The sequence below is a fragment of the Agrobacterium sp. SORGH_AS_0745 genome (genome assembly GCF_030818995.1).
Taxonomy (GTDB): domain Bacteria; phylum Pseudomonadota; class Alphaproteobacteria; order Rhizobiales; family Rhizobiaceae; genus Agrobacterium; species Agrobacterium tumefaciens.
In genome coordinates this window covers 1,474,338-1,494,500 of record NZ_JAUTBI010000003.1, presented here as the reverse complement: position 1 = coordinate 1,494,500, position 20,163 = coordinate 1,474,338, and the positions used below count along the sequence as shown (strand labels likewise).

Annotated in this window: 18 protein-coding genes and 2 tRNA genes; 11 read left to right on the top strand and 9 right to left on the bottom strand. The window is 59.3% G+C overall.

Going from position 1 to position 20,163, the window contains the following annotated elements; genetic code table 11:
• Positions 1 to 57: 57 nt before the first annotated feature.
• Both QE432_RS16955 and QE432_RS16950 read left to right on the top strand, forming a co-directional pair.
• On the top strand, positions 58 to 1,860 hold the full coding sequence (locus QE432_RS16955; protein WP_013635646.1) for a GGDEF domain-containing protein: 1,803 nt from the start codon (positions 58 to 60) through the stop codon (positions 1,858 to 1,860).
• A gap of 88 nt (positions 1,861 to 1,948) precedes the next feature.
• Positions 1,949 to 2,962, top strand: a complete 1,014-nt coding sequence (locus tag QE432_RS16950) for an NAD(P)H-quinone oxidoreductase (RefSeq protein WP_162632936.1) — start codon at positions 1,949 to 1,951, stop codon at positions 2,960 to 2,962.
• Between the two features lie 563 nt (positions 2,963 to 3,525).
• Here QE432_RS16950 and QE432_RS16945 read toward each other — a convergent pair.
• The 5 genes from QE432_RS16945 to QE432_RS16925 form a co-directional block, all read right to left on the bottom strand.
• Positions 3,526 to 4,566 carry a sulfate/molybdate ABC transporter ATP-binding protein gene (locus tag QE432_RS16945; protein WP_003511873.1) on the bottom strand — a complete coding sequence of 347 codons (1,041 nt, stop codon included), beginning with the start codon at positions 4,564 to 4,566 and terminating at the stop codon, positions 3,526 to 3,528.
• Positions 4,567 to 4,577: 11 nt separating this feature from the next.
• Positions 4,578 to 5,447 (bottom strand): sulfate ABC transporter permease subunit CysW, encoded by an 870-nt coding sequence (cysW, locus tag QE432_RS16940; protein WP_003511871.1) that lies wholly within the window; start codon positions 5,445 to 5,447, stop codon positions 4,578 to 4,580.
• Positions 5,440 to 6,297, bottom strand: a complete 858-nt coding sequence (gene cysT, locus QE432_RS16935; protein ID WP_025592705.1) for a sulfate ABC transporter permease subunit CysT — start codon at positions 6,295 to 6,297, stop codon at positions 5,440 to 5,442. Before cysT ends, cysW begins: the two co-directional genes overlap by 8 nt.
• A 201-nt stretch (positions 6,298 to 6,498) precedes the next feature.
• Positions 6,499 to 7,524, bottom strand: a complete 1,026-nt coding sequence (locus QE432_RS16930) for a sulfate ABC transporter substrate-binding protein (protein WP_003511869.1) — start codon at positions 7,522 to 7,524, stop codon at positions 6,499 to 6,501.
• 245 nt (positions 7,525 to 7,769) lie between these two features.
• Positions 7,770 to 8,210: an RrF2 family transcriptional regulator gene (locus QE432_RS16925; RefSeq protein ID WP_025592702.1), complete on the bottom strand. Its 441-nt coding sequence runs from the start codon at positions 8,208 to 8,210 to the stop codon at positions 7,770 to 7,772.
• Between the two features lie 204 nt (positions 8,211 to 8,414).
• Between QE432_RS16925 and QE432_RS16920 the strand changes: the two genes are divergently transcribed.
• The 3 genes from QE432_RS16920 to cysN are packed head-to-tail and all read left to right on the top strand — an operon-like array spanning position 8,415 to position 11,659.
• A complete protein-coding gene (locus QE432_RS16920) occupies positions 8,415 to 9,197 on the top strand; it encodes a phosphoadenylyl-sulfate reductase (protein WP_013635643.1) in 783 nt (260 codons plus the stop codon).
• A 27-nt stretch (positions 9,198 to 9,224) separates the two neighbouring features.
• A complete protein-coding gene (cysD, locus tag QE432_RS16915) occupies positions 9,225 to 10,178 on the top strand; it encodes a sulfate adenylyltransferase subunit CysD (protein ID WP_003511863.1) in 954 nt (317 codons plus the stop codon).
• A complete protein-coding gene (gene cysN, locus QE432_RS16910) occupies positions 10,178 to 11,659 on the top strand; it encodes a sulfate adenylyltransferase subunit CysN (RefSeq protein ID WP_003511861.1) in 1,482 nt (493 codons plus the stop codon). The genes cysD and cysN overlap by 1 nt, the downstream gene beginning before the upstream one ends.
• Positions 11,660 to 11,738: 79 nt before the next feature.
• Here cysN and QE432_RS16905 read toward each other — a convergent pair whose 3' ends face one another.
• Positions 11,739 to 11,966, bottom strand: a complete 228-nt coding sequence (locus QE432_RS16905; RefSeq protein WP_075807497.1) for a hypothetical protein — start codon at positions 11,964 to 11,966, stop codon at positions 11,739 to 11,741.
• A gap of 103 nt (positions 11,967 to 12,069) precedes the next feature.
• Between QE432_RS16905 and QE432_RS16900 the strand changes: the two genes are divergently transcribed.
• Both QE432_RS16900 and QE432_RS16895 read left to right on the top strand, forming a co-directional pair.
• Positions 12,070 to 12,291 carry a hypothetical protein gene (locus QE432_RS16900; protein WP_003511857.1) on the top strand — a complete coding sequence of 74 codons (222 nt, stop codon included), beginning with the start codon at positions 12,070 to 12,072 and terminating at the stop codon, positions 12,289 to 12,291.
• Positions 12,288 to 12,608 carry a hypothetical protein gene (locus QE432_RS16895; protein ID WP_306625026.1) on the top strand — a complete coding sequence of 107 codons (321 nt, stop codon included), beginning with the start codon at positions 12,288 to 12,290 and terminating at the stop codon, positions 12,606 to 12,608. Before QE432_RS16900 ends, QE432_RS16895 begins: the two co-directional genes overlap by 4 nt.
• A 160-nt stretch (positions 12,609 to 12,768) precedes the next feature.
• On the opposite strand, the gene QE432_RS16890 is transcribed toward QE432_RS16895, so the two are convergent.
• Positions 12,769 to 12,845: transfer RNA gene (locus QE432_RS16890), tRNA-Pro, on the bottom strand.
• 264 nt (positions 12,846 to 13,109) lie between these two features.
• Here QE432_RS16890 and QE432_RS16885 point away from each other — a divergent pair.
• Both QE432_RS16885 and mqo read left to right on the top strand, forming a co-directional pair.
• Positions 13,110 to 13,529 carry a hypothetical protein gene (locus QE432_RS16885; protein ID WP_003511854.1) on the top strand — a complete coding sequence of 140 codons (420 nt, stop codon included), beginning with the start codon at positions 13,110 to 13,112 and terminating at the stop codon, positions 13,527 to 13,529.
• 388 nt (positions 13,530 to 13,917) lie between these two features.
• A complete protein-coding gene (gene mqo, locus QE432_RS16880) occupies positions 13,918 to 15,651 on the top strand; it encodes a malate dehydrogenase (quinone) (protein WP_306625024.1) in 1,734 nt (577 codons plus the stop codon).
• Positions 15,652 to 15,914: 263 nt separating this feature from the next.
• On the opposite strand, the gene QE432_RS16875 is transcribed toward mqo, so the two are convergent.
• Positions 15,915 to 15,989: transfer RNA gene (locus tag QE432_RS16875), tRNA-Gln, on the bottom strand.
• A gap of 202 nt (positions 15,990 to 16,191) precedes the next feature.
• Between QE432_RS16875 and QE432_RS16870 the strand changes: the two genes are divergently transcribed.
• A complete protein-coding gene (locus tag QE432_RS16870) occupies positions 16,192 to 17,100 on the top strand; it encodes an MBL fold metallo-hydrolase (RefSeq protein WP_003511851.1) in 909 nt (302 codons plus the stop codon).
• Positions 17,101 to 17,223: 123 nt separating this feature from the next.
• Here QE432_RS16870 and QE432_RS16865 read toward each other — a convergent pair whose 3' ends face one another.
• Positions 17,224 to 18,144, bottom strand: coding sequence for a DUF1499 domain-containing protein (locus QE432_RS16865; RefSeq protein WP_013635638.1), 921 nt, complete (start codon positions 18,142 to 18,144; stop codon positions 17,224 to 17,226).
• A 531-nt stretch (positions 18,145 to 18,675) separates the two neighbouring features.
• On the opposite strand from QE432_RS16865, the gene QE432_RS16860 reads away from it, so the two are divergent.
• Positions 18,676 to 20,040 (top strand): dicarboxylate/amino acid:cation symporter, encoded by a 1,365-nt coding sequence (locus QE432_RS16860; RefSeq protein ID WP_019564166.1) that lies wholly within the window; start codon positions 18,676 to 18,678, stop codon positions 20,038 to 20,040.
• Positions 20,041 to 20,163: the final 123 nt, after the last annotated feature.

Genomic DNA, 20,163 nt, shown 5'->3' with positions numbered 1-20,163 from the left:
GTGTGCATTTGACTTGTCATGCCACCAACGGGAACTGGCCAATAGCGGAGAACAGAAATGCCGGCCGTAACGCTGGAGAACGATGTCATAAGGCGGTTTGCCTCCGGGCACATGTTTCCCATGGCGAAGCTTGTGCTTGAAACCGCGTTTCAGCCGATCGTCGAGGCGACGACGGGCACGATTTTCGGATATGAATCACTGATGCGCGGCCATGACCGGCTTGGGTTTTCCAATCCGCTCGCGCTTCTCGACCAGGCTGCCGAGGATGGCGAGCTGAAGGCCTTCGAGCAGATGCTGGCAAGCCGGGCGCTCGCTAAATTCTCCACCCTGGCGGATTTTTCCACCACCACCCTGTTCCTCAATCTCGATGTAAGGCTTATCCCGCACGGGGACGCCATTCTCGACAAGCTCGTTGGCCATCTGGCGCGGGCGGGCATTCCGGCCTCCTCCATATGCTTTGAACTTTCCGAACGTTTCGACAATACCAGCGTGCCGGAGTTCAAGGCGCTGATCGCCCGCATGCGCAAGGAAGGTTTCAAGCTGGCGATCGACGATTTCGGCGCCGGTCACGGCGAGATGAAGCTTTTATGCGACTATCCGCTTGATTACCTGAAGATCGACCGGCATTTCATCAGCGGTGTCGATCATCTTCCGCGCAAGCAGCATCTGGTGCGCAACATCGTCAACATCGCTCATGTTCTCGGCGTCCGGGTCATTGCGGAAGGCATCGAGACCGAAGCGGAATTTCTCACCTGCCGCGAATATGGCGTCGATCTGGTGCAGGGCTGGCTGATCGCCAGGCCGACGGTTTTCACCAGCGAACTTCCCGAGAGCTTTCCGCACCTCAACCGCGTGGGCGTGGCGCGGCGCAACAGCCAGTCGCTGGACGAAATCCTCATCCGTCGCGAAATAGAGCGTCTTCCCACCGTCTATGAGCATGACAGCGTCGACAGCGTCTTCGAATTGTTCCGCAGAAACCCGCAGCAGGCGTTTTTCCCGGTGCTCAACGCCAATGGCGAACCGCGCGGCGTCATCAACGAATATCACCTCAAGGAATACATCTACCGGCCTTTCGGGCGCGATCTCCTCAAGAACAAGATCTACGAGCGCACCATTTCCCACTTCGTCGATCCTGCGCCGATCGTGGGTCTCGACGCCGATGCCGATCAACTGATGAACATGTTCGCCAGCATGGGCGGCAGCGCCTGCATCATCCTGACCGAAAACATGCGTTACGCCGGCATCGTCTCAGCCGCATCGCTCATCAAGGTCATCAATGAAAAACAGCTCAAGATGGCGCAGGACCAGAACCCGCTGACGGCGCTGCCGGGCAACCGCGCCATCGGCGGCTTCATCGCCGACAGCTGCGGCGATGGCGATGAGACCCGTTTCTTCTGCTATTGCGATTTCGACAATTTCAAACCCTTCAACGATAAATACGGCTTCAATGCCGGCGACCACGCCATCACTCTGTTTTCCGCACTGATGCGTCGCTACTTTTTCGCCGGCGACTGCTTTCTCGGCCATATCGGCGGCGACGACTTCTTCGTCGGCGTGCGTGACTGGGCGGTGGAGGAACTGACGGAAATCCTCGAGCGGCTGCTCAGCGATTTTCACGGTGAAGTGGCCGAACTCTATTCGCCAGAGGACCGTCAGGCCGGTCGCATGGTCGGGCTGGACCGTCGCGGCAATGAGCGGGATTTTGCCCTGCTGCGTTGCTCCATCGGCGTTCTCACATTGCCAAAAGGTTTGATCATCGCCAATCCCGAGCGCATCGGCAGCGAGATCGCCGGCATCAAGACAGCCGCGAAAGAAAACGAAGGCGGCCTCGTCATCCGGGTGTTCGGGGAGACAAAATGACATCAGCGACAAAGGGCCTCCTTCCCTAAGCGGTACATCTGTCCTAAATCTTCAGGTAACGCCGACAAATGAGGAATTGCCCCTGGCCATGCCCGAAAATGTGACCCTGCCCGAAAAAATGCGTTTCATCGACCTTCCCTCCCATGGTGGCCCGGAGGTGATGCAGCTTTCGCAAGCACCTTTGCCAACCCCCGCCAGAGGCGAAATCCTGGTGAGGGTCGAGGCGGCCGGCGTCAACCGCCCCGATGTCGCGCAGAGGCAGGGCGCCTATCCGCCGCCGAAGGACGCAAGCCCGATCCTCGGCCTCGAAATTGCCGGAGAAGTGGTGGCGCTCGGCGAAGGCGTCAGCGAATTCAAACCTGGCGACAAGGTCTGCGCGCTCGCCAATGGCGGCGGTTATGCGCAATATTGCACGGTGCCGGCCGGGCAGGCCCTGCCCTTCCCCAAGGGGTACGACGCCGTCAAGGCCGCCGCGCTGCCGGAAACCTTCTTCACCGTCTGGGCCAACCTCTTCCAGATGGCGGGCCTGACCGAAGGCGAAAGCGTGCTCATCCACGGCGGCACCAGCGGTATCGGCACAACCGCCATCCAGCTCGCCAAAGCCTTCGGCGCTGATGTCTATGCGACGGCGGGTTCTGCGGAAAAATGCGAGGCCTGCGTCAAGCTTGGTGCCAAACGGGCCATCAATTACCGCGACGAGGATTTCACCGCCGTCATCAAGGCCGAAACCGATGGCAAGGGTGTCGATGTGGTTCTCGACATGATCGGTGCGGCCTATTTCGAAAAGAACATTGCCGCACTCGCCAAGGATGGCTGTCTGTCCATCATCGCCTTTCTGGGCGGCGCCGTGGCTGAAAAGGTTGATCTGCGGCCAATCATGGTCAAACGCCTGACCGTCACCGGCTCCACCATGCGGCCACGTACCGCTGACGAGAAACGCGCCATCCGTGATGAGCTTATCGAACAGGTCTGGCCACTCATCGAAAGCGGCAAGGTTACGCCTGTCATCAACAAGGTCTTCACGCTGGACGAAGTTGTGGAGGCCCACCGGCTGATGGAAACCAGCAATCATATCGGCAAGATCGTGATGCGGGTGTCCTGATCAGACCTCTTGCATTAATGACGAATCGTACTACCTTCTAGTTATGTTCAACGTATCGGAAGGAGGTGATCCAATGTCTAATGAGATTTCGGTCTCTGGTGCAGGCAATGGAAAGGGTGGGTTTTCGACGGGGCAGCCCTCGGCGTAAAAACCTCTTGCCTTCGGAACGTTGAGAAACAGTCCCGGGTCTGTAAACAGGACCAAGCTCATGGAAGGGTCGCCTCTGGCGACCCTTTTCCGTTTCTGGGGTGATTGGCGCGTTTACCCGGTTCCCTCATCTCTGTGCTTGTCACAGAGATCCAGCCAGACCAAGTCTTTGGGCTGAATGGAGTTTCACCGCCGCGCAGACGCGCGCCGGCTGGCAACCTGTGACGATCACAGGAATGACGGTGTGTACGCTAGCGTTGCAGACATCTTATACATCCGTCGGACGCGCGTCTGCGCGGCGGAAAGGTTCTTTTCAACCCACGGAGTTGGGTTGGCTGGATACCGGCTCAAGGCCGGTATGACGGGGAACTCAGGATAGGCGCAACCGCCAGCTGCCAATCGCAGCCGCATCTCCCCTACTTCTTGCCAAACACCTTCCACCGGGTCGGACGAAACCGCAGTTCGGCACCTACCGCCACGGCGGCGTTGAGCGGCACCTCGATTTCGAGGTGATAGGGGTCATGGCCGTTATTGGCGATGTCGATTTCGGCGATGCGGGTGCCGGCGAGGCGGCGACAGGTGGTAACCTTGCCGTAAAGCGCGTTTTTCTCGTCGGTCAACACCACATCTTCCGGACGGAAGAACAGCTCGCCCTCACCTGCGCCATTTTCGGCGACGCCGATGCTCTCGCCCTGAAACACCACCTGGCCGTCGCGGATCGTCACAGGCAGGCTGGAGGATTCGCCGATGAAGGAGAAGACGAAGGGGGAATTGGGCGTGTCGTAGACGTCATCCGCCGTGCCGACCTGTTCGATCTTGCCCTGGCTCATGACAACGACGCGGTCGGCCAGTTCCAGTGCTTCTTCCTGATCGTGGGTAACGAAGACGGTGGTGTGGCCCGTGCGGTCGTGGAACTCGCGCAGCCAGCGGCGCAGTTCCTTGCGCACCTTGGCATCGAGTGCGCCGAAGGGTTCATCGAGCAGCAGCACTTTCGGCTCGATGGCGACTGCGCGGGCAAGTGCCACGCGCTGACGCTGGCCGCCGGAAAGCTGGGTGGGGTAACGCTTTTCGAGGCCGGTCAGATGCACCATGTCCAGAAGCTCCGATACCCGTCGGCGGATTTCCGCTTTCGGCGGGCGGGAGGCGGAAGGGCGCACCTTCAGGCCGAAGGCGATGTTGTCGGCAACCGTCATGTGGCGAAACAGGGCGTAGTGCTGAAACACAAAACCGACATTGCGCTCCTGCACCGAGCGGTGCGAGGCATCCTCATCACCGAAGAAGATGCGGCCTTGGGTCGGCTGCTCCAGGCCGGCTATGAGACGCAACAGCGTCGTCTTGCCGGAACCGGAGGGACCGAGCAGCGCGATCAGCTCGCCGGAACGAATGTCGAGCGACACGTCGTTCAGCGCCGGAAAGCGATCAAACTGCTTGGTGATGCCGGAAACTTTCACTTCCATGAATATGCCTTTCAATGCTTGCCGGCTGCGTTGCCCGCGCCAAAGCGTATTTCGAGAATGGTTTTGAGAACGAGCGTCACGAGCGCCAGACCAGCCAGCAGCGTCGCCACCGCGAAGGCCGCGCCGATATTGTACTCATTATAGAGTATCTCGACATGCAGCGGCATGGTGTTGGTCTCGCCGCGAATATGGCCTGATACGACAGAGACGGCGCCGAACTCGCCCATGGCGCGGGCGTTGCAGAGCAGCACCCCGTACAGCAGTCCCCATTTGATATTCGGCAGCGTGACATACCAGAAGGTCTGCCAGCCGGTTGCGCCAAGCGAGATCGCCGCCTCCTCATCGCCATTACCTTGCTCCTGCATCAGCGGGATCAGTTCACGCGCGACGAAGGGAAAGGTGACGAAGATGGTGGCAAGCACGATGCCCGGAACAGCAAAGAGGATTTCGATGCCATAACTCTTCAGCCATGGCCCGAGCACGCTGTGCGAAGAGAACAGGATGACATAGACCAGACCCGATATGACCGGCGAGATCGAGAACGGCAGGTCGATCAGCGTTATCAGGAATGCCTTGCCCTTGAACTCGAATTTCGCAATCGCCCAGGCGGCGGCGACACCGAAGATAAGGTTGAGCGGCACCGAAATGGCGGCGACAAGCAGTGTCAGACGGATGGCAGAGAGAGCATCCGGCTCGACGATCGCTTCCCAGAAGGCATCGGCGCCTTTGCGAAATGCCTCGAAGAACACCGATACCAGCGGCAGCACGAGGAAAGCCGCAAGGAACAGGAAAGCAATGGCAATCAGCACCAGCCGGGCAGGCAGGCTCTCGCTGGCGGGATCGCGGAACGGTCGGGACGAGGTGCGGGAAGCATCAGACATAACCGTACCTCTTGCGGCTCCAGGCCTGAATGAGATTGATGAGGAACAGCATGGCGAAGGAAATGATCAGCATGATGGTGGCGATGGCCGTCGCGCCCGCATAATTGAACTCCTCCAGCCGGATGACGATGAGGAGCGGTGCGATTTCCGAGACGTAAGGAATATTGCCGGCGATGAAGATGACCGAGCCGTACTCTCCGATACCGCGCGCGAAGGCGAGTGCGAAGCCCGTCAGGATGGCGGGCGTGAGGCTTGGCAGCAGCACCCGGCTGATGGTCTGGAAACGGTTGGCGCCGAGCGTTGCCGCCACCTCCTCCACCTGCCGGTCTATTTCTTCCATGACCGGCTGCACGGTGCGGACCACGAATGGCAGGCCGATGAAGATCAGCGCGATGACGATACCGGTCGGCGTAAACGCGATCTTGATGCCGAAGGGTTCGAACAGCGAGCCGACCCAGCCGCGATTGGCATAAAGCGTGGTGAGCGCGATGCCGGCAACCGCCGTCGGCAGGGCAAAGGGCAGATCCACGATGGCATCAACGAAACGCCGGCCGGGAAAACGATACCGCGTGAGAACCCAGGCGACGATGACACCAAAAACAGCGTTCACCAGTGCGGCGATGAAGGCGGTGCCGAAACTGACGCGCAGCGCATTCAGCGTACGGCTATCGACAGCGATCGCAATAAAATCTGCAAAACCAAGTTTCGCCGTGGACCAGATGAGGCCGCCGAGCGGAATAAGAATGATAAGAAACAGATAGACGACCGTGTAACCGAACGTCAGGCCGAAGCCGGGTATCACGCTCGATTGACGCCACTTCCACCTGTTTCCGGATGTATTATTGCTCATCAACGCTCCGGATAATCTTTAGTTTGGCACATTTCCGGACAGAAAACCGGGGTCCACTTTTCCTGGAAATGCTCTCTGGGAGCCGGTGTTCCCCGGCCTTGTTATAAAGGATCGACCGGCACGGTGTCCGGTCGATCGATTTGTCGTTTTTCAAGTTCCCTTAAGCGGGGTGGGCGGATTTGTCTTCAGCCCATCATCCGCTTACTTGGCGGGCTTGTAAATCTGGTCGAAGATGCCGCCGTCACCGAAATGTTCAGGCTGCGCCTTGGCCCAACCGCCAAACTGCGGATCGTCGATGGTGACGAGCTTGATGTCGGGCAGCTGCTTCAGCAGATCCTTGGAAACAACTGCGGGGTTCGAAGGACGATAGAAGTGCTTCGCCGCAATGTTCTGACCTTCGTCGGAATAGAGATATTGCAGATAGGCTTCCGCCGCCTTGCGGGTGCCCTTGGCGTCGACGTTCGCGTCAACCACGGCGACCGGCGGCTCGGCGAGGATCGAGATCGGCGGCACGATGATGTCGAAGGCATCCGCGCCGAATTCCTGACCGGCCAGATAGGCTTCGTTTTCCCAGGCCAGCAGCACGTCGCCGATCTGGCGCTGCGCAAATGTGACCGTGGAGCCGCGGGCACCGGTATCGAGCACCGGAGCGCGCTTGTAGAGTTCGCCGACATAGGCCTTGATCTTGTCCTGATCGCCCTTGAACTCTTCATTCGCCCATGCCCAGGCGGCAAGGTAATTCCAGCGTGCGCCACCAGAGGTCTTGGGGTTCGGGGTAACGATCTGCACGTCGCCCTTTACCAGATCGCCCCAGTTATGGATGCCCTTCGGGTTGCCCTTGCGGACGAGGAACACGATGGTGGAGGTGTAGGGCGAGGAATTATGCGGCAGGCGGCCGCGCCAATCCTTGTTGATCTTGCCGGAATTCTGGACGATGGCATCGATATCGCTCTGCAGCGCCAGCGTCACCACATCGGCTTCCAGACCGTCGATGACCGAGCGAGCCTGCTTGCCGGAGCCGCCATGCGACTGCTGGATCGTGACATCCTCACCGGTATCGGCCTTCCACTTCTTGGCGAAGGCTTCGTTGAAATCCTTGTAGAGTTCGCGGGTCGGATCATAGGACACGTTAAGCAGCTTGGTCTGCGCGGCAGCCGAGCCGACACCTCCCAGAGCCAGCGATAGACCGAGAGCGAAAACGCTCAAACCGGACAGAAGCTTGGACATCGGTATTCCCTCCTGATGAAGATGGCTTAACTCTACTGGACCGGTAGAGTTGGTCAATGAGGCCGAATACGATCGAAAAAGTGTTTCCCGAGAGCGTTTCCACGGGCAACAAATACAGCGCAGCATAGGCGAAAGGCGCAACAAGCGTCGTGTAAAACTTTGCTGAATGCAAAACCGTTTCACATTTTTGACGATTTTTTAGCGTTACGGCGAAAAATATTCAGGGGTTTTAGACGATTTTTTCGTCAGGCCGTCAAAAGTTCGGGCACTTCCACGCCTGCAACGGCATCCGCAACGGTGGTGTTGAAAAGGATATTGCGGGTGGCGTCGGCCACGCGGGCGAAGACGTGGCGTATCTCGCACTGCTTTTCGCCATCGCAATCCTCGCACCGGCGATAGGCGGTCTGCGACAGGCAGGGCAAGGGAGCGAGCGGCCCGTCGATGAGGCGCAGCACCTCGCCGAAGGTGATATCGGCAGCCGGGCGCGCCAGCAAATAACCGCCCTGCTTGCCGCGCCTGCTTTCGACGATGCGTTCCTTCTTCATTTCGAGAAGGATCTGTTCAAGGAATTTTTTCGGAATGGCCTGTTCGCGGGCAATATCGGAAATTTGCACAGGACAGCCGCCGTCGGCCTTTGCCAGCGAAAGAAGCGCCCTCAGCGCATATTTTGCCTTCTGCGAAATCATCGTGAAACCAGTAGAACACAAGCCCGGATACCCGGCAATTCCGGCTTAGCGCAGAAGTTGTCACAATTCAAATCCAAGCTGCAAAGAAGGTGAACGGGCATCTTTTGCTCATAGATCGTGCGCGTGAGGCATTTTTGCTCTGAAGTGCAGCGCACAAAGACTGTCATTTCTGTTCCAGAAGCCCGATTTCAACAATAATCGGCCATGGAAATCCCGGACGTGACAATGACGATCAATTCAGCAAATGCCTCTGCCGATACCGCATCCCTCGACGCCACGCTTGCCGGGCTCGATCTTGCAGGACGACTTTCCTTTATCGCCGGTCTTGGCGGCCGTGCGGTCTTCACCACCAGCCTCGGCATCGAGGACCAGGTCATCACGGCGGCCATCGGCACCCACCGGTTGCCGATCGACGTCGTGACGCTGGAAACCGGCCGGCTCTTCAAGGAAACCGTCGATCTCATCGAGGAAACCGAGGAACGCTTCGGCATCGACATCCGTCGCTTTCGGCCCGAACAGGACGATATCGACGCCTATGCCGAAAAATACGGCCTCAACGGTTTTTACGAAAGCATCGAGGCCCGTCACGCCTGCTGTCATGTCAGAAAGCTGATCCCGCTCGGCAAGGCGCTGGAAGGTGCCACCTTCTGGATCACTGGGCTCCGCCGCGGCCAGTCGGGCAATCGTGCGACCACACCTTTTGCCGAGTTCGACGCCGAGCGTAATCTAATCAAGGTCAATGCCTTGGCGGACTGGGACATCGACCAGATCAAGGCCTATGTCGCTTCTGAAAACATTCCCGTCAATCCGTTGCATGCGCGTGGTTACCCCTCCATCGGCTGCGAGCCGTGTACACGCGCTATCAAGCCCGGCGAGCCTGAGCGCGCCGGCCGATGGTGGTGGGAAAACGACGAGAAGCGCGAATGCGGTCTTCACGTCGCCGGTGCGGACCAGACGTCCGCCATTTCCGCCATCCCACAACGATAATCATTCAGACCAGTTCCGGAGTTTAAAATGTCCAACGCAGTCCACGAGACGGACAGCAAGAATACTGTCGCATCCAAGCCGCCGCTCGATCCGCATCTGAAGGCGCTTGAAAACGAAGCCATTCATATCTTCCGTGAAGTCGCCGCCGAATTCGACAATCCCGTGATGCTCTATTCCATCGGCAAGGATTCGTCCGTGCTGCTGCATTTGGCGCGCAAGGCATTCTTCCCAGGCCGCGTGCCATTCCCGCTGCTGCACGTCAATACGGGCTGGAAATTCAAGGAAATGATCGAATTCCGCGACAAGATCGTCAAGGAATATGACCTCGATCTCATCTCCTATACAAACCCGCGCGGCGCGAGCGAAAACGTGACGCCCTTCACCCACGGTTCGGCGCTCTACACCGACATCATGAAGACGGAAGCGCTGCGCCAGGCGCTGGACGCCGGTCAGTTCGATGCCGCCTTCGGCGGTGCGCGCCGCGACGAGGAAGCAAGCCGCGCCAAGGAGCGCATCTATTCCTTCCGCACGCCGGACCACAAGTGGGACCCGCGCAACCAGCGCCCTGAGCTGTGGAACATCTATAACGGCATGGTCCGCAAGGGCGAAAGCGTGCGCGCCTTCCCGCTCTCCAACTGGACCGAAGTCGATATCTGGCGTTACATCGAGGCGGAAAACATTCCGCTGGTGCCGCTCTATTACGCCGCCGAGCGCCCCTATATCGAGCGTGACGGCATGATGATCCTTGCCGAAGACGAGCGGCTGGAGCTGCTGCCCGGCGAAGAGATCCAGCACGGCTCGATCCGCTTCCGCACGCTCGGCTGCTTCCCGCTGACCGGCGCGATCCACTCCGAGGCGGCGACGCTTCAGGAGGTCATCGCAGAGCTGGAAATCGCCACCGTTTCCGAGCGGCAGGGCCGCGCCATCGATCGAGACCAGTCCGGCTCGATGGAGAAGAAGAAGCGCGAGGGCTATTTCTGATGACCGCCGCTGCTACCAACACCGCCTCCACGGCCACCATTCTGCCCTTTGCAGAACATTCGAAGGCGACGCGTGATACGCGCCCGCTTCGTCTCATCACCTGCGGCAGCGTGGATGATGGCAAATCGACCCTGATCGGCCGTCTCCTGTGGGACACCAAGGCCGTCAAGGAAGATCAGGCCGCTACCCTGCATCGCGATAGCGGCAAGCAGAACGATCTCGGCCTGCCAGATTTCGCGCTGCTGCTCGACGGGTTGCAGGCAGAGCGCGAACAGGGCATCACCATCGATGTCGCTTATCGCTATTTCTCAACCGACCGGCGCGCCTTCATCGTGGCCGACACGCCCGGCCATGAGCAATATACCCGCAACATGGCGACCGGCGCTTCCACGGCCGATCTCGCCGTACTTTTGGTCGATGCGCGCACCGGCATTCTGGAACAGACACGCCGACACGCCACCATCGCGGCGCTGATGGGCATCCGGCAATTCGTGCTGGCCATCAACAAGATCGACCTGACGAATTACGACAAGGCAGGTTTTGAACTGATCGCCCACGAATTCCGCGATTTCGCCTCCGACCTCGGCATCAAGCAGATCACAGCCATTCCAATGTCGGCGCTGAAGGGCGAAAACGTCGTGCTATCAGGCAAGGCCTCCATGCCCTGGTATGAAGGCCCGACGCTGGTCGAAACGCTGGAGCTTGCCACGGTGCGCTCGGCGCAATCGGGTGGTTTCCGCTTCCCCGTACAGCGCGTGTCGCGCCCCGGCGAAAGTTTCCGCGGTTATCAGGGCACGGTTGCCGGCGGCTCGGTCAAGCCGGGCGACAGCGTTGTCGTGCTGCCGTCGGGCATGGTCGCGAATGTCAAGCAGATCGTCACTTTCGATCTGGTGCGTAACGCCGCCGTTGCTGGTGACGCGGTCACGCTCGTTCTCGACCGTCAGGTGGACGTCTCGCGCGGCGACATGATCGTGTCCATCGAGGCACAACCGCAGACAGGGCTTGCCTTCGACGCGCAGATCGTGGCGTTGCAGCCAGGTGGCATCGAGGCCGGCAAACGTTACTGGCTGAAAAGCGGCAGCCGCCGCCAGCGCGTCAGCGTGCAGCCGGTCAGCCAGCTCAACCTGAAAGAAGGCGAATGGCAGGCGCACGAGACATCGCTGCCGATGAACGCCATCGGCAAGGTGCGGCTCTCCTTCGACGAGACGGCGATTTTCGATGCCTATGAGCAGAACCGGGCAACCGGCTCCTTCATCCTGATCGACCCCGACACCAACAACACGGTGGCGGGTGGCATGATTGCCGGCAAACGCAGCGTTGGCGCGACAGAAGAACAGGGTGACCGCGTCATTCTCTCCCTGCCCGCCCATCTGGCCGAGAAGCTTCTGGCAAGCGAACTGCTGGCCAAGCACCGCGACGAGATCGACATCCGCCGCACGGATGGCGCGACAGCCTCACGGCTGATCAGCGATCTGGACTGACAGACACGCACGCACAACAAAAAGGCGACCGCCCAAGCGGTCGCCTTTTTTGTTTGAAAGCCTTTGGATCAGGCCTCGTTTAAAACACGAACATGTAAAGCAGGATGATCACAAAAATCGGAACACCCATCGCCCACAGTGCAATACCTTTTAGCATGTTATCCTCCATCGTTGTTGTGGTGGGATAACGGTTGAGGCGCGGTTGCGTTCCCTGCGACTGCGCTGACGACGGCTTCATCGCAGTCGATAACGTCAAACGCATCAAGTTTTCGACGCTTGGCAGAGCCCAGAAGATGGCCAGCGTCATGGCGCTGTGTTCAGGCACGGTTAATGACCGACACCTCACTCTCTCAGCAATGGAACTGCGTGGTTCAGCGCACGTTAGTGTCCGTCATTGGGAGATGAAGATTATGAAAATTCTGACTGCAGCGATCTGCCTGGTTTCGGTGGGCATCCTAAGCGGCTGTGTCGATGATCGAGGCTACCGTAGCGGCGGATATTATACGACTGGCGTGTACTACCGCACCTATGAACGCGATCGCCACTACCGTGACTATGACCGTCGTGACTGGCGCGACCGGAGGGATTGGCGTGATCGTCGCGACTGGCGCGGTGATTACCGCTACCGATGATCGACTGGACCTACATTCAAGACCATTGGGATTGGGCGGGGCACATTCTAGAGGCCGTCATCATGGCGGCGATTGTCGCCGTTCTGTTTCGCCTGCTCGTTAGCTGGCGAGTGGCGTGGATAATCGGTCTGGCCTTCGCCGCCGGTCATTTTCATGGTCGGGAAAAGCGGGACTACGAGGTGTCCGTAGAAATGCCTCCTCCCCATCTGGAAGGTTATTACTTCTGGAATTGGTCCTGGGATGGTTTAACCGACTTCTGGCCGACGGCTCTTGTTTGCGTTTTGCTCATTCTCCCGTTGGCGAGTAGGAGAAATTGACATTCCGTGCAATCACCAAAGTCGTGATTTGCAGCCGCGGACGCCGAATGCGTTTACCCCTCCGGTTTTAAACGGTCAGGTCTCGGTACGATGCCTTGATCCAAGGATATTCAGAAGTGTTGGGATCATTTGAAAGCCCCGGGAAATATTGGGCTTAAGCTGGTCGGAGTGAGAGGATTCGAACCTCCGACCCCGTCGTCCCGAACGACGTGCGCTACCAGACTGCGCTACACTCCGTGACCAGCGGCGCTTCTATAGACCAGCCTCCAGCATTCGACAAGCGGCATATTGCATTTTTTGTGACAAGTTTTCAACGCGCTGCGAAGGGCGGTCGCCAAGTGCCTGCCGCACCGAGTGGCGTGTGGGAAAACGTTACAAAAAAGCAATTGTGGCAGGAAATTTTCGTCAAGCGGCACAGCTCCCCTGCCCGTCGCCGCCAAATCTGCTAGGGGAACGTAATGACCGGCGGGAAGCCGGACACGGCACAAAGGACATTTCACCATGCTATTTCGCAGCGTAACGCTCGCAGGGCTCGCCATTGCGCTCTCCGCCTGCACGACATCGACGGGCTCTGCCCCTTCCTTCACCCAGAAGAGCCCCGTTGAAACGCGGTGGGTCGGTCAGTCCGCAGGTATTTTCTTTGCAAAATTCGGCCCGCCGCTGAGCGACACGGAAACCGGCAGCTCGACCATCTATAACTGGCGCGGCGGTTACAAGAAGGCCACCATTCCGGCCAAGTTCGAAGAAGGCAAGGACGGCAAGAAGGGTCGCCAGATTTCGCCCGCCCGCACCGCCTCGCTCTCCTGCACGGTTCAGCTCACCGTCTCCAGCGACTACACGATCACTTCGGTACGCACGGTTTCCGACCGCCCCGGCGTCAACGGCCCGAGCTATTGCGCGGAATTCCTCGCCGCAAACTGAGTTTTCGTCCAGCAGACGAAACGAGCCAAGGCCTGCCCTAACCGGCGGGCCTTTTCACTTTTTTGCGATTATTGTCATTTTTCCTGAATTTTTTCACACGGACCAGCGCAACCTGATCCGCCAAGCGCGGCAAACGCCGAATTGACGGCGTGTTCGCGATATTCGCGCTTGAGACACTTTCAACCGTTTGAAAGCACCGTCTAATCCTCGCGACCACAAAAATGACAATCCGCAAAATGGCAAAAACTGCCAATGCGACCTTATGTCCCGGCAAAATCCCCGCAAAAGCGCTTGAACTGGAGTGAATAAGTCAGGGTTGTGCCTGTTTCGGCTTTGCTGTAACGGGGCGGCTGGGAGGAGTGTTTTTAACACAAAACAAGAATCAGGTATGGCCGTGACTCCCATCGATCAAGACAAATCCCAGCTCACTGATCTTTCCTCAGACGCGCTTCCCTCCCATGCGCTTCCAATGAACCGCAGACAGGTTCTCAGCACTGCGCTCGCAGGGCTTGCAGCGACAGCGCTGCCGACATCCTCGCTTCTCGCCAATACGGCTACCAAGAAGGTCGACGTGCTTCTGATCGGTGGCGGCATCATGAGCGCGACGCTCGGCGTGTGGCTGCGTGAACTGGAGCCGACCTGGTCGATGCAGATGCTCGAGCGGCTGGACGGCGTGGCGCTTGAAAGCTCAAACGGCTGGAACAATGCCGGCACCGGCCATTCCGCGCTTGCCGAGCTGAACTACACGCCGGAAGACGACAACGGCAACATCAAGATCAGCCAAGCCGTCAACATCAACGAATCCTTCCAGATTTCCCGGCAGTTCTGGGCATGGCAGGTGCGTAACGGCGTTTTGAAGAACCCGCGCTCCTTCATCAACCACACGCCGCATATGAGCTTCGTCTGGGGCGATGAGAACATCGCCTATCTCGAAAAGCGCTACGAGGCGCTGAAGGCAAGCCCGCTTTTTGCGGGCATGGAATATTCCAGCGACCCCGAGCAGCTTAAGAAATGGGTGCCGCTGATGATGGAAGGCCGCGATCCTTCCCAGAAGATCGGCGCGACCTGGTCGCCGCTCGGCACCGACATGGAATTCGGCGAGATCACCCGCCAGTTCGTTTCGCATCTGCAAAGCGACCGGAATTTCGACCTGCAGGTCAACAGCGAGGTTTCCGATATCCAGCGCAATGCCGATGGCAGCTGGCGCGTGACCTATAGCAACCTGAAGACCGATGCTGAGCAGACCGTGGATGCGAAATTCGTGTTCATCGGCGCCGGCGGCGGTGCGCTGCATCTGTTGCAGATGTCCGGTATTCCGGAAGGCGACAATTACGCCGGTTTCCCGGTTGGTGGCTCGTTCCTGATCAACGACAATCCTGACGTGACGATGCAGCATCTGGCCAAGGCCTACGGCAAGGCCTCGGTCGGCTCGCCGCCCATGTCGGTTCCACACCTGGATACCCGCGTGCTTGGTGGCAAGCGCGTCATCCTGTTTGGACCTTTCGCCACCTTCTCCACCAAGTTCCTGAAGGAAGGCTCCTATTTCGATCTCGTCTCCTCCGTCACGACAAGCAATGCCTGGCCGATGGTGCGCGTCGGCATCGATGAATATCCGCTGGTGGAATATCTCGCCGGCCAGCTGATGATGTCGGACGACGACCGCTTTGCCGCGTTGAAGGAATATTTCCCGAACGCGAAGCAGGGCGAATGGCGCCTGTGGCAGGCGGGCCAGCGCGTGCAGATCATCAAGCGCGACGAGGAAAAGGGCGGTGTACTCAGGCTCGGCACGGAAATCGTCGCCGCGCAGGATGGCAGCATCGCCGGTCTGCTCGGCGCCTCCCCTGGCGCCTCCACGGCGGCACCGATCATGCTGAGCGTTCTGGAAAAGGTCTTCAAGGACAAGGTGGCAACACCGGAATGGCAGGCCAAGATCCGCCAGATCGTTCCGAGCTACGGCACCAAGCTCAATGACGACCCGGAAAAAGTGCAGCAGGAATGGGCCTATACGGCCGAACACCTGCAATTGCCGACCCCGCCGCAGATCGATCTTGGCGCGCTGAAGGGCGCGGGAGCGGCACCTGCTGGCGCGCCGGTGAAGAAGGTTCCGGATATCGCGCTCTAAGGCTTAGCCGCGATTTTAAGTTTGGACGCCGCGTGTCTTTGGATGCGCGGCGTTTCTGTTTAAGCAGGCCTTTAACACACACGCGTCATCCTGGCCTCTTCGCGAGGATCCATGGATTTCAACGGCTTGTGGATCCTCGGGTCAAAGCTGATGATGACGGAGGACAGGTTTTCGCGCGTCACAACATCCGGGATCGCAGCGAAATAGCTCGGCTGGTAGATGCACGCCGGCACCTGTGCACGCTGTTCTGATTTTGGAAGTGATGGCTGGGGCGCCAGGATTCGAACCTGGGAATGCCGGTACCAAAAACCGGTGCCTTACCGCTTGGCGACGCCCCAACAGGGCAGCTTGGGCGAAACGCCGCTGCCTGAACCGGGCCTGATTAGCAAAGCCTGCCCGACGCGGCAATGACCTGACGGCTTATTTTTTCACAAAATCCAAGCTTTTTGGATGCCGTGCCTGACATGGCATGTTAGGGCTTGGCGATTGCGCGGCTGAGGCTGCGGCTCTGCGTGGCATGGCATATTTCAGGAGGTCTTGATGGCGGACCCGGCATTCGATCTCGATTTCAGGCCGGCCTATGGCGAGGCGGTTCCCGTTGCCCCGCTCATCCAGCGCATCACCGTCAACAATCCTTCGGCGTTTACCTTCCATGGCACCAACTCCTATATCGTCGGCGACCGGTCCGTTGCCGTCATCGATCCCGGCCCGGAGGACGAGGCGCATTTTCAGGCGCTGATGGCGGCGCTTGATGGACGCGAGGTTACCCATATCTTCGTCAGCCACACACATCGCGATCACTCACCGCTTGCGCAGCGGCTGCGGCAGGCGACCGGCGCTATCACGGTTGCGGAAGGCCCGCACCGCGCCGCCCGGCCACTGCATGTGGGTGAGACCAATCCCTTTGCCGAAAGTTCCGATACGGCTTTCGTGCCGGATGTGGCACTTGGCGACGGGCAGAGCCTTTCCGGCGACGGCTGGGCGCTGACGGCGCTGCACACGCCGGGGCACACCGCCAACCACGCCGCTTTCGCACTTGATGGCAGCGGCATCGTCTTTTCCGCCGATCACGTCATGGCCTGGGCCACCACCATCGTCGCACCGCCTGATGGGTCGATGAGCGATTACATGGCCTCGCTGGAGCGCCTGCTCGCCCGCGACGACCGCCTGTTCCTGCCCGGCCATGGCGGCCCGGTCAACGATCCCGCAGCCTTCATGCGCGGGCTTCGCGCCCACCGCCGCATGCGGGAACGGGCGGTTCTGAAGCGCATCCGGGAAGGCGACCGGCGGATCGCCGATATGGTGAAGGTGATCTATGCCAGCACCGACAAACGCCTGCATGGGGCTGCGGCACTTTCCGTACTGGCCCATATCGAAGACCTGATCGAAAAGGGCGAGGTGCGGACCGAGGGTGCGCCTTCGTTGCTGGGGGAATATTTTCCGGCGTGAGGCTGGCGTGTGGGCGCAACGCTCATATCGGCGTCATCATATCCGGTTCAAACATTTCAACCACCGTCGCATTTTCCCGTCGTTCCGGCATTGAGCCGGAATGACGAAGAAGGAAACTGAGCCTCAATTGTCGTTCAGGCCCTGCATTTCCGCGTCCAGCGCATCGAGATAGGCTTCTGCGATTGCTGCACCCATGCCGAGATCGTGCGGGCCGTAACGGGAGGCAACGCGCACATCGACGATCGTGGTTTCCGCCTCCTCTTTCAGGCGGATGAGGATGTCGAAACGCAGGCCCCAGATGCGCGTGCGCTTTTCGCCCTGCATCAGCACCACGCCGCTGCCGTTAAAGAAGGTGGGCTGCGGTGCCTCGACCGGCCGTGCCATGGGAACCGGCACGATGGAGGGCAGGTCCTCTACCGGCGCTTCCTCGGTGGGCTGCGACTTGTCCTGTTCGGGAACGCCGACGGAGGGCGGCTCCACCGTGCCAATGACGCCTTTGGTATGGGTGATGCGGATGCTCTGGGCGGCGGCCATTTTTTTGGCGGCTGTGTAGATGCGGTCTATCGCACCTTCATAACGGCGTCCGGCAAGGCTCGCATAGGCCACCGCCTGCGCGTCCCGGTCCGCTTTTGCAACAGTGGCCGGTCTTGCCAGCCATTGCTGATTGGCAACGGGCGGCACCAGCCATTCCGGCGCATCGGCAAGATCGGTGGAGATGTCGTAAATCTTCGGCTGCTGCCAGTACAGAAATGCGCCGTAACCGACGACGCCGAGCGGCAACGCCGACAACAGCAGCGCGGCAAGCGCAGAAAGGCCGCCGCGCGCACCCGTGGTCCATAGCCGTTCAAGACCAACCAACGCCAGAAGCATTGCCACCAAAGCGATTCCAGCGGCAATCATCAGCAGGCCGACGAGATCGGGCGTTGTCAACGGTCCGAAACGGTGGATGCCGGCGGCGACAAGAAAAAGCGCCAGCGCCGCCATACCGAGATAGCGGGAAAGATAGGCTGCAACTGAAAAAGGCCGGACAAAACGCACAGTCATGGAAGCGGATATCCGTTAGATCGCATTGGCGTAAAAGCGTTGCACCCGAAATCTGGCAAGGGAATCACCTGCATATGATGTCATAGACCGGATTTGCGGTTAGGAAAACAAGGACGGGTCTGATCTGCGGGTAAAGTGCGTAAACCCGCCTTTGTCACGCCGGACTTGATCCGGCATCCAGCCACGGCGCGTCTGCATGGTGAAAGAAGCCTGCCGCGATCAAGGACTTGATCGCAATGGACCCCGGATCTGGTCCGGGGTGACGGCGTGGGAACGCAACGGCGTCAGCAAACGCAAACGCTCCTCAAGCCTCCGACATCGTTTTGAGCGCGTGAAAGCCCACGGCCACGATAGAGCGGAATATTTTTCCGCATTATCTCCCCTTAAGAGAATAATGCATCGGCAGTGCAACAAATACGCAAGCTCATCCCTTATTTGCTGAGGAAATCGGCGTATTCTTCGTCACTTCCTTCGAGAATGCGTGTAAAAAGTGCATTATCCTCGTTTTCTTGCATAAAAAAGAGACAAGCCATGTCACAGGCAACGACGCCAGCCCGCTCATCCGGGTCAAAACCCTTTTATCGCAACTTCGGCTTTCAGGTTCTGATCGCCATGGTCATCGGCCTGCTGCTCGGGCTCGTTGCGCGCAATATCGGTCCTGATGCCGCCGGCAGCCCGAACTGGCTTTCCGTGACGTTGCAGACCATCGGCAGCATTTTCGTGCAGCTGTTGCGCGCGCTGGTGCCGCCGCTGATTTTCACGGCCATCGTCGCCTCCATCGCCAATCTCAAGAACCTCTCCAATGCGGCAAAGCTCGTCTGGCAGACGCTTCTGTGGTTCGCCATCACGGCGCTGATCGCCGTGGTCATCGGCATCGTCCTTGGCCTCGTCATTCAGCCGGGCGTGAACACCGCGATTGCCAATACCGCAGCGGCAGCACCCTCCTCCACCGGTTCCTGGCTCGACTTCCTGAAGGGTCTCGTGCCGGCCAACGTGTTCGGCCTCGAGGCCTCGACCAAGGTCAATAACGGTTCCGCCAGCACCTCGCTGAACTTCAACGTGTTGCAGCTGCTCGTGGTGTCGATTGCTTTTGGTGTCGCGGCGCTGAAAGCGGGCAAGGCGGCGGAGCCGTTCCTTGCCTTCAACCAGTCGCTGCTTGCCATCGTGCGCAAGATCCTGTGGTGGGTCATCCGCCTCACGCCCATTGGCACCATCGGCCTGCTCGGTCGCGCCGTTGACCAATATGGCTGGACGACGCTTTCGCAGCTTGGCTGGTATGCGGCGGCCGTTTATATCGGTCTGGCGCTGGTTCTCTTCGTGGTCTATCCGGCGCTGCTTCTCGCCCATGGCCTGAAGCCATCGCGCTTCTTTGCGGGCGCATGGCCGGCAATCCAGCTCGCCTTCGTGTCGCGCTCCTCTATCGGCACCCTGCCCGTCACCGAAACCGTGACGGAAAAAAGCCTCGGCGTGCCGCGCGAATATGCTGCCTTCGCCGTGCCGCTCGGCGCCACCACCAAGATGGACGGCTGCGCCGCCATCTATCCGGCGATTTCGGCGATCTTCATCGCCCAGTTCTTCCAGGTGCCGCTCGGCATTCAGGACTATGTACTGATCGTGTTCGTCTCGGTGCTTGGCTCGGCCGCAACGGCGGGCCTGACGGGTGCCGTGGTGATGCTGACGCTGACGCTCTCCACGCTCGGTCTCCCGCTTGAAGGTGTTGGCCTGCTGCTCGCCATCGACCCGATCCTCGACATGGGCCGCACGGCCGTCAACGTCGCCGGTCAGGCGCTGGTGCCCACCATCGTCGCCAAACGTGAAGGCATTCTGGACGAGGCAGTCTACAACAACGCCAAGGACATCGAGGCACTCGATGACCGCGACGCGGTTCCTGCCTGAACAAAGAACGACTGAAAGTGGTGCCGCCGGGGTGGTACCCTCATATCTCTATGATGGGCGTCGCTATCACTTTAGCGATGCCCACATTGACAATAATCCCAAAAATATTGAAGTATAAATTTG

Bases quoted from the DNA above. Each gene is read 5' to 3' on its own strand.
- QE432_RS16955 (WP_013635646.1), top strand. From the start codon at position 58: ATGCCGGCCGTAACGCTGGAGAACGATGTCATAAGGCGGTTTGCCTCC.
- QE432_RS16950 (WP_162632936.1), top strand. From the start codon at position 1,949: ATGCCCGAAAATGTGACCCTGCCCGAAAAAATGCGTTTCATCGACCTT.
- QE432_RS16945 (WP_003511873.1), bottom strand. From the start codon at position 4,566: ATGGAAGTGAAAGTTTCCGGCATCACCAAGCAGTTTGATCGCTTTCCG.
- cysW (WP_003511871.1), bottom strand. From the start codon at position 5,447: ATGTCTGATGCTTCCCGCACCTCGTCCCGACCGTTCCGCGATCCCGCC.
- cysT (WP_025592705.1), bottom strand. From the start codon at position 6,297: ATGAGCAATAATACATCCGGAAACAGGTGGAAGTGGCGTCAATCGAGC.
- QE432_RS16930 (WP_003511869.1), bottom strand. From the start codon at position 7,524: ATGTCCAAGCTTCTGTCCGGTTTGAGCGTTTTCGCTCTCGGTCTATCG.
- QE432_RS16925 (WP_025592702.1), bottom strand. From the start codon at position 8,210: ATGATTTCGCAGAAGGCAAAATATGCGCTGAGGGCGCTTCTTTCGCTG.
- QE432_RS16920 (WP_013635643.1), top strand. From the start codon at position 8,415: ATGGAAATCCCGGACGTGACAATGACGATCAATTCAGCAAATGCCTCT.
- cysD (WP_003511863.1), top strand. From the start codon at position 9,225: ATGTCCAACGCAGTCCACGAGACGGACAGCAAGAATACTGTCGCATCC.
- cysN (WP_003511861.1), top strand. From the start codon at position 10,178: ATGACCGCCGCTGCTACCAACACCGCCTCCACGGCCACCATTCTGCCC.
- QE432_RS16905 (WP_075807497.1), bottom strand. From the start codon at position 11,966: ATGACGCTGGCCATCTTCTGGGCTCTGCCAAGCGTCGAAAACTTGATG.
- QE432_RS16900 (WP_003511857.1), top strand. From the start codon at position 12,070: ATGAAAATTCTGACTGCAGCGATCTGCCTGGTTTCGGTGGGCATCCTA.
- QE432_RS16895 (WP_306625026.1), top strand. From the start codon at position 12,288: ATGATCGACTGGACCTACATTCAAGACCATTGGGATTGGGCGGGGCAC.
- QE432_RS16885 (WP_003511854.1), top strand. From the start codon at position 13,110: ATGCTATTTCGCAGCGTAACGCTCGCAGGGCTCGCCATTGCGCTCTCC.
- mqo (WP_306625024.1), top strand. From the start codon at position 13,918: ATGGCCGTGACTCCCATCGATCAAGACAAATCCCAGCTCACTGATCTT.
- QE432_RS16870 (WP_003511851.1), top strand. From the start codon at position 16,192: ATGGCGGACCCGGCATTCGATCTCGATTTCAGGCCGGCCTATGGCGAG.
- QE432_RS16865 (WP_013635638.1), bottom strand. From the start codon at position 18,144: ATGACTGTGCGTTTTGTCCGGCCTTTTTCAGTTGCAGCCTATCTTTCC.
- QE432_RS16860 (WP_019564166.1), top strand. From the start codon at position 18,676: ATGTCACAGGCAACGACGCCAGCCCGCTCATCCGGGTCAAAACCCTTT.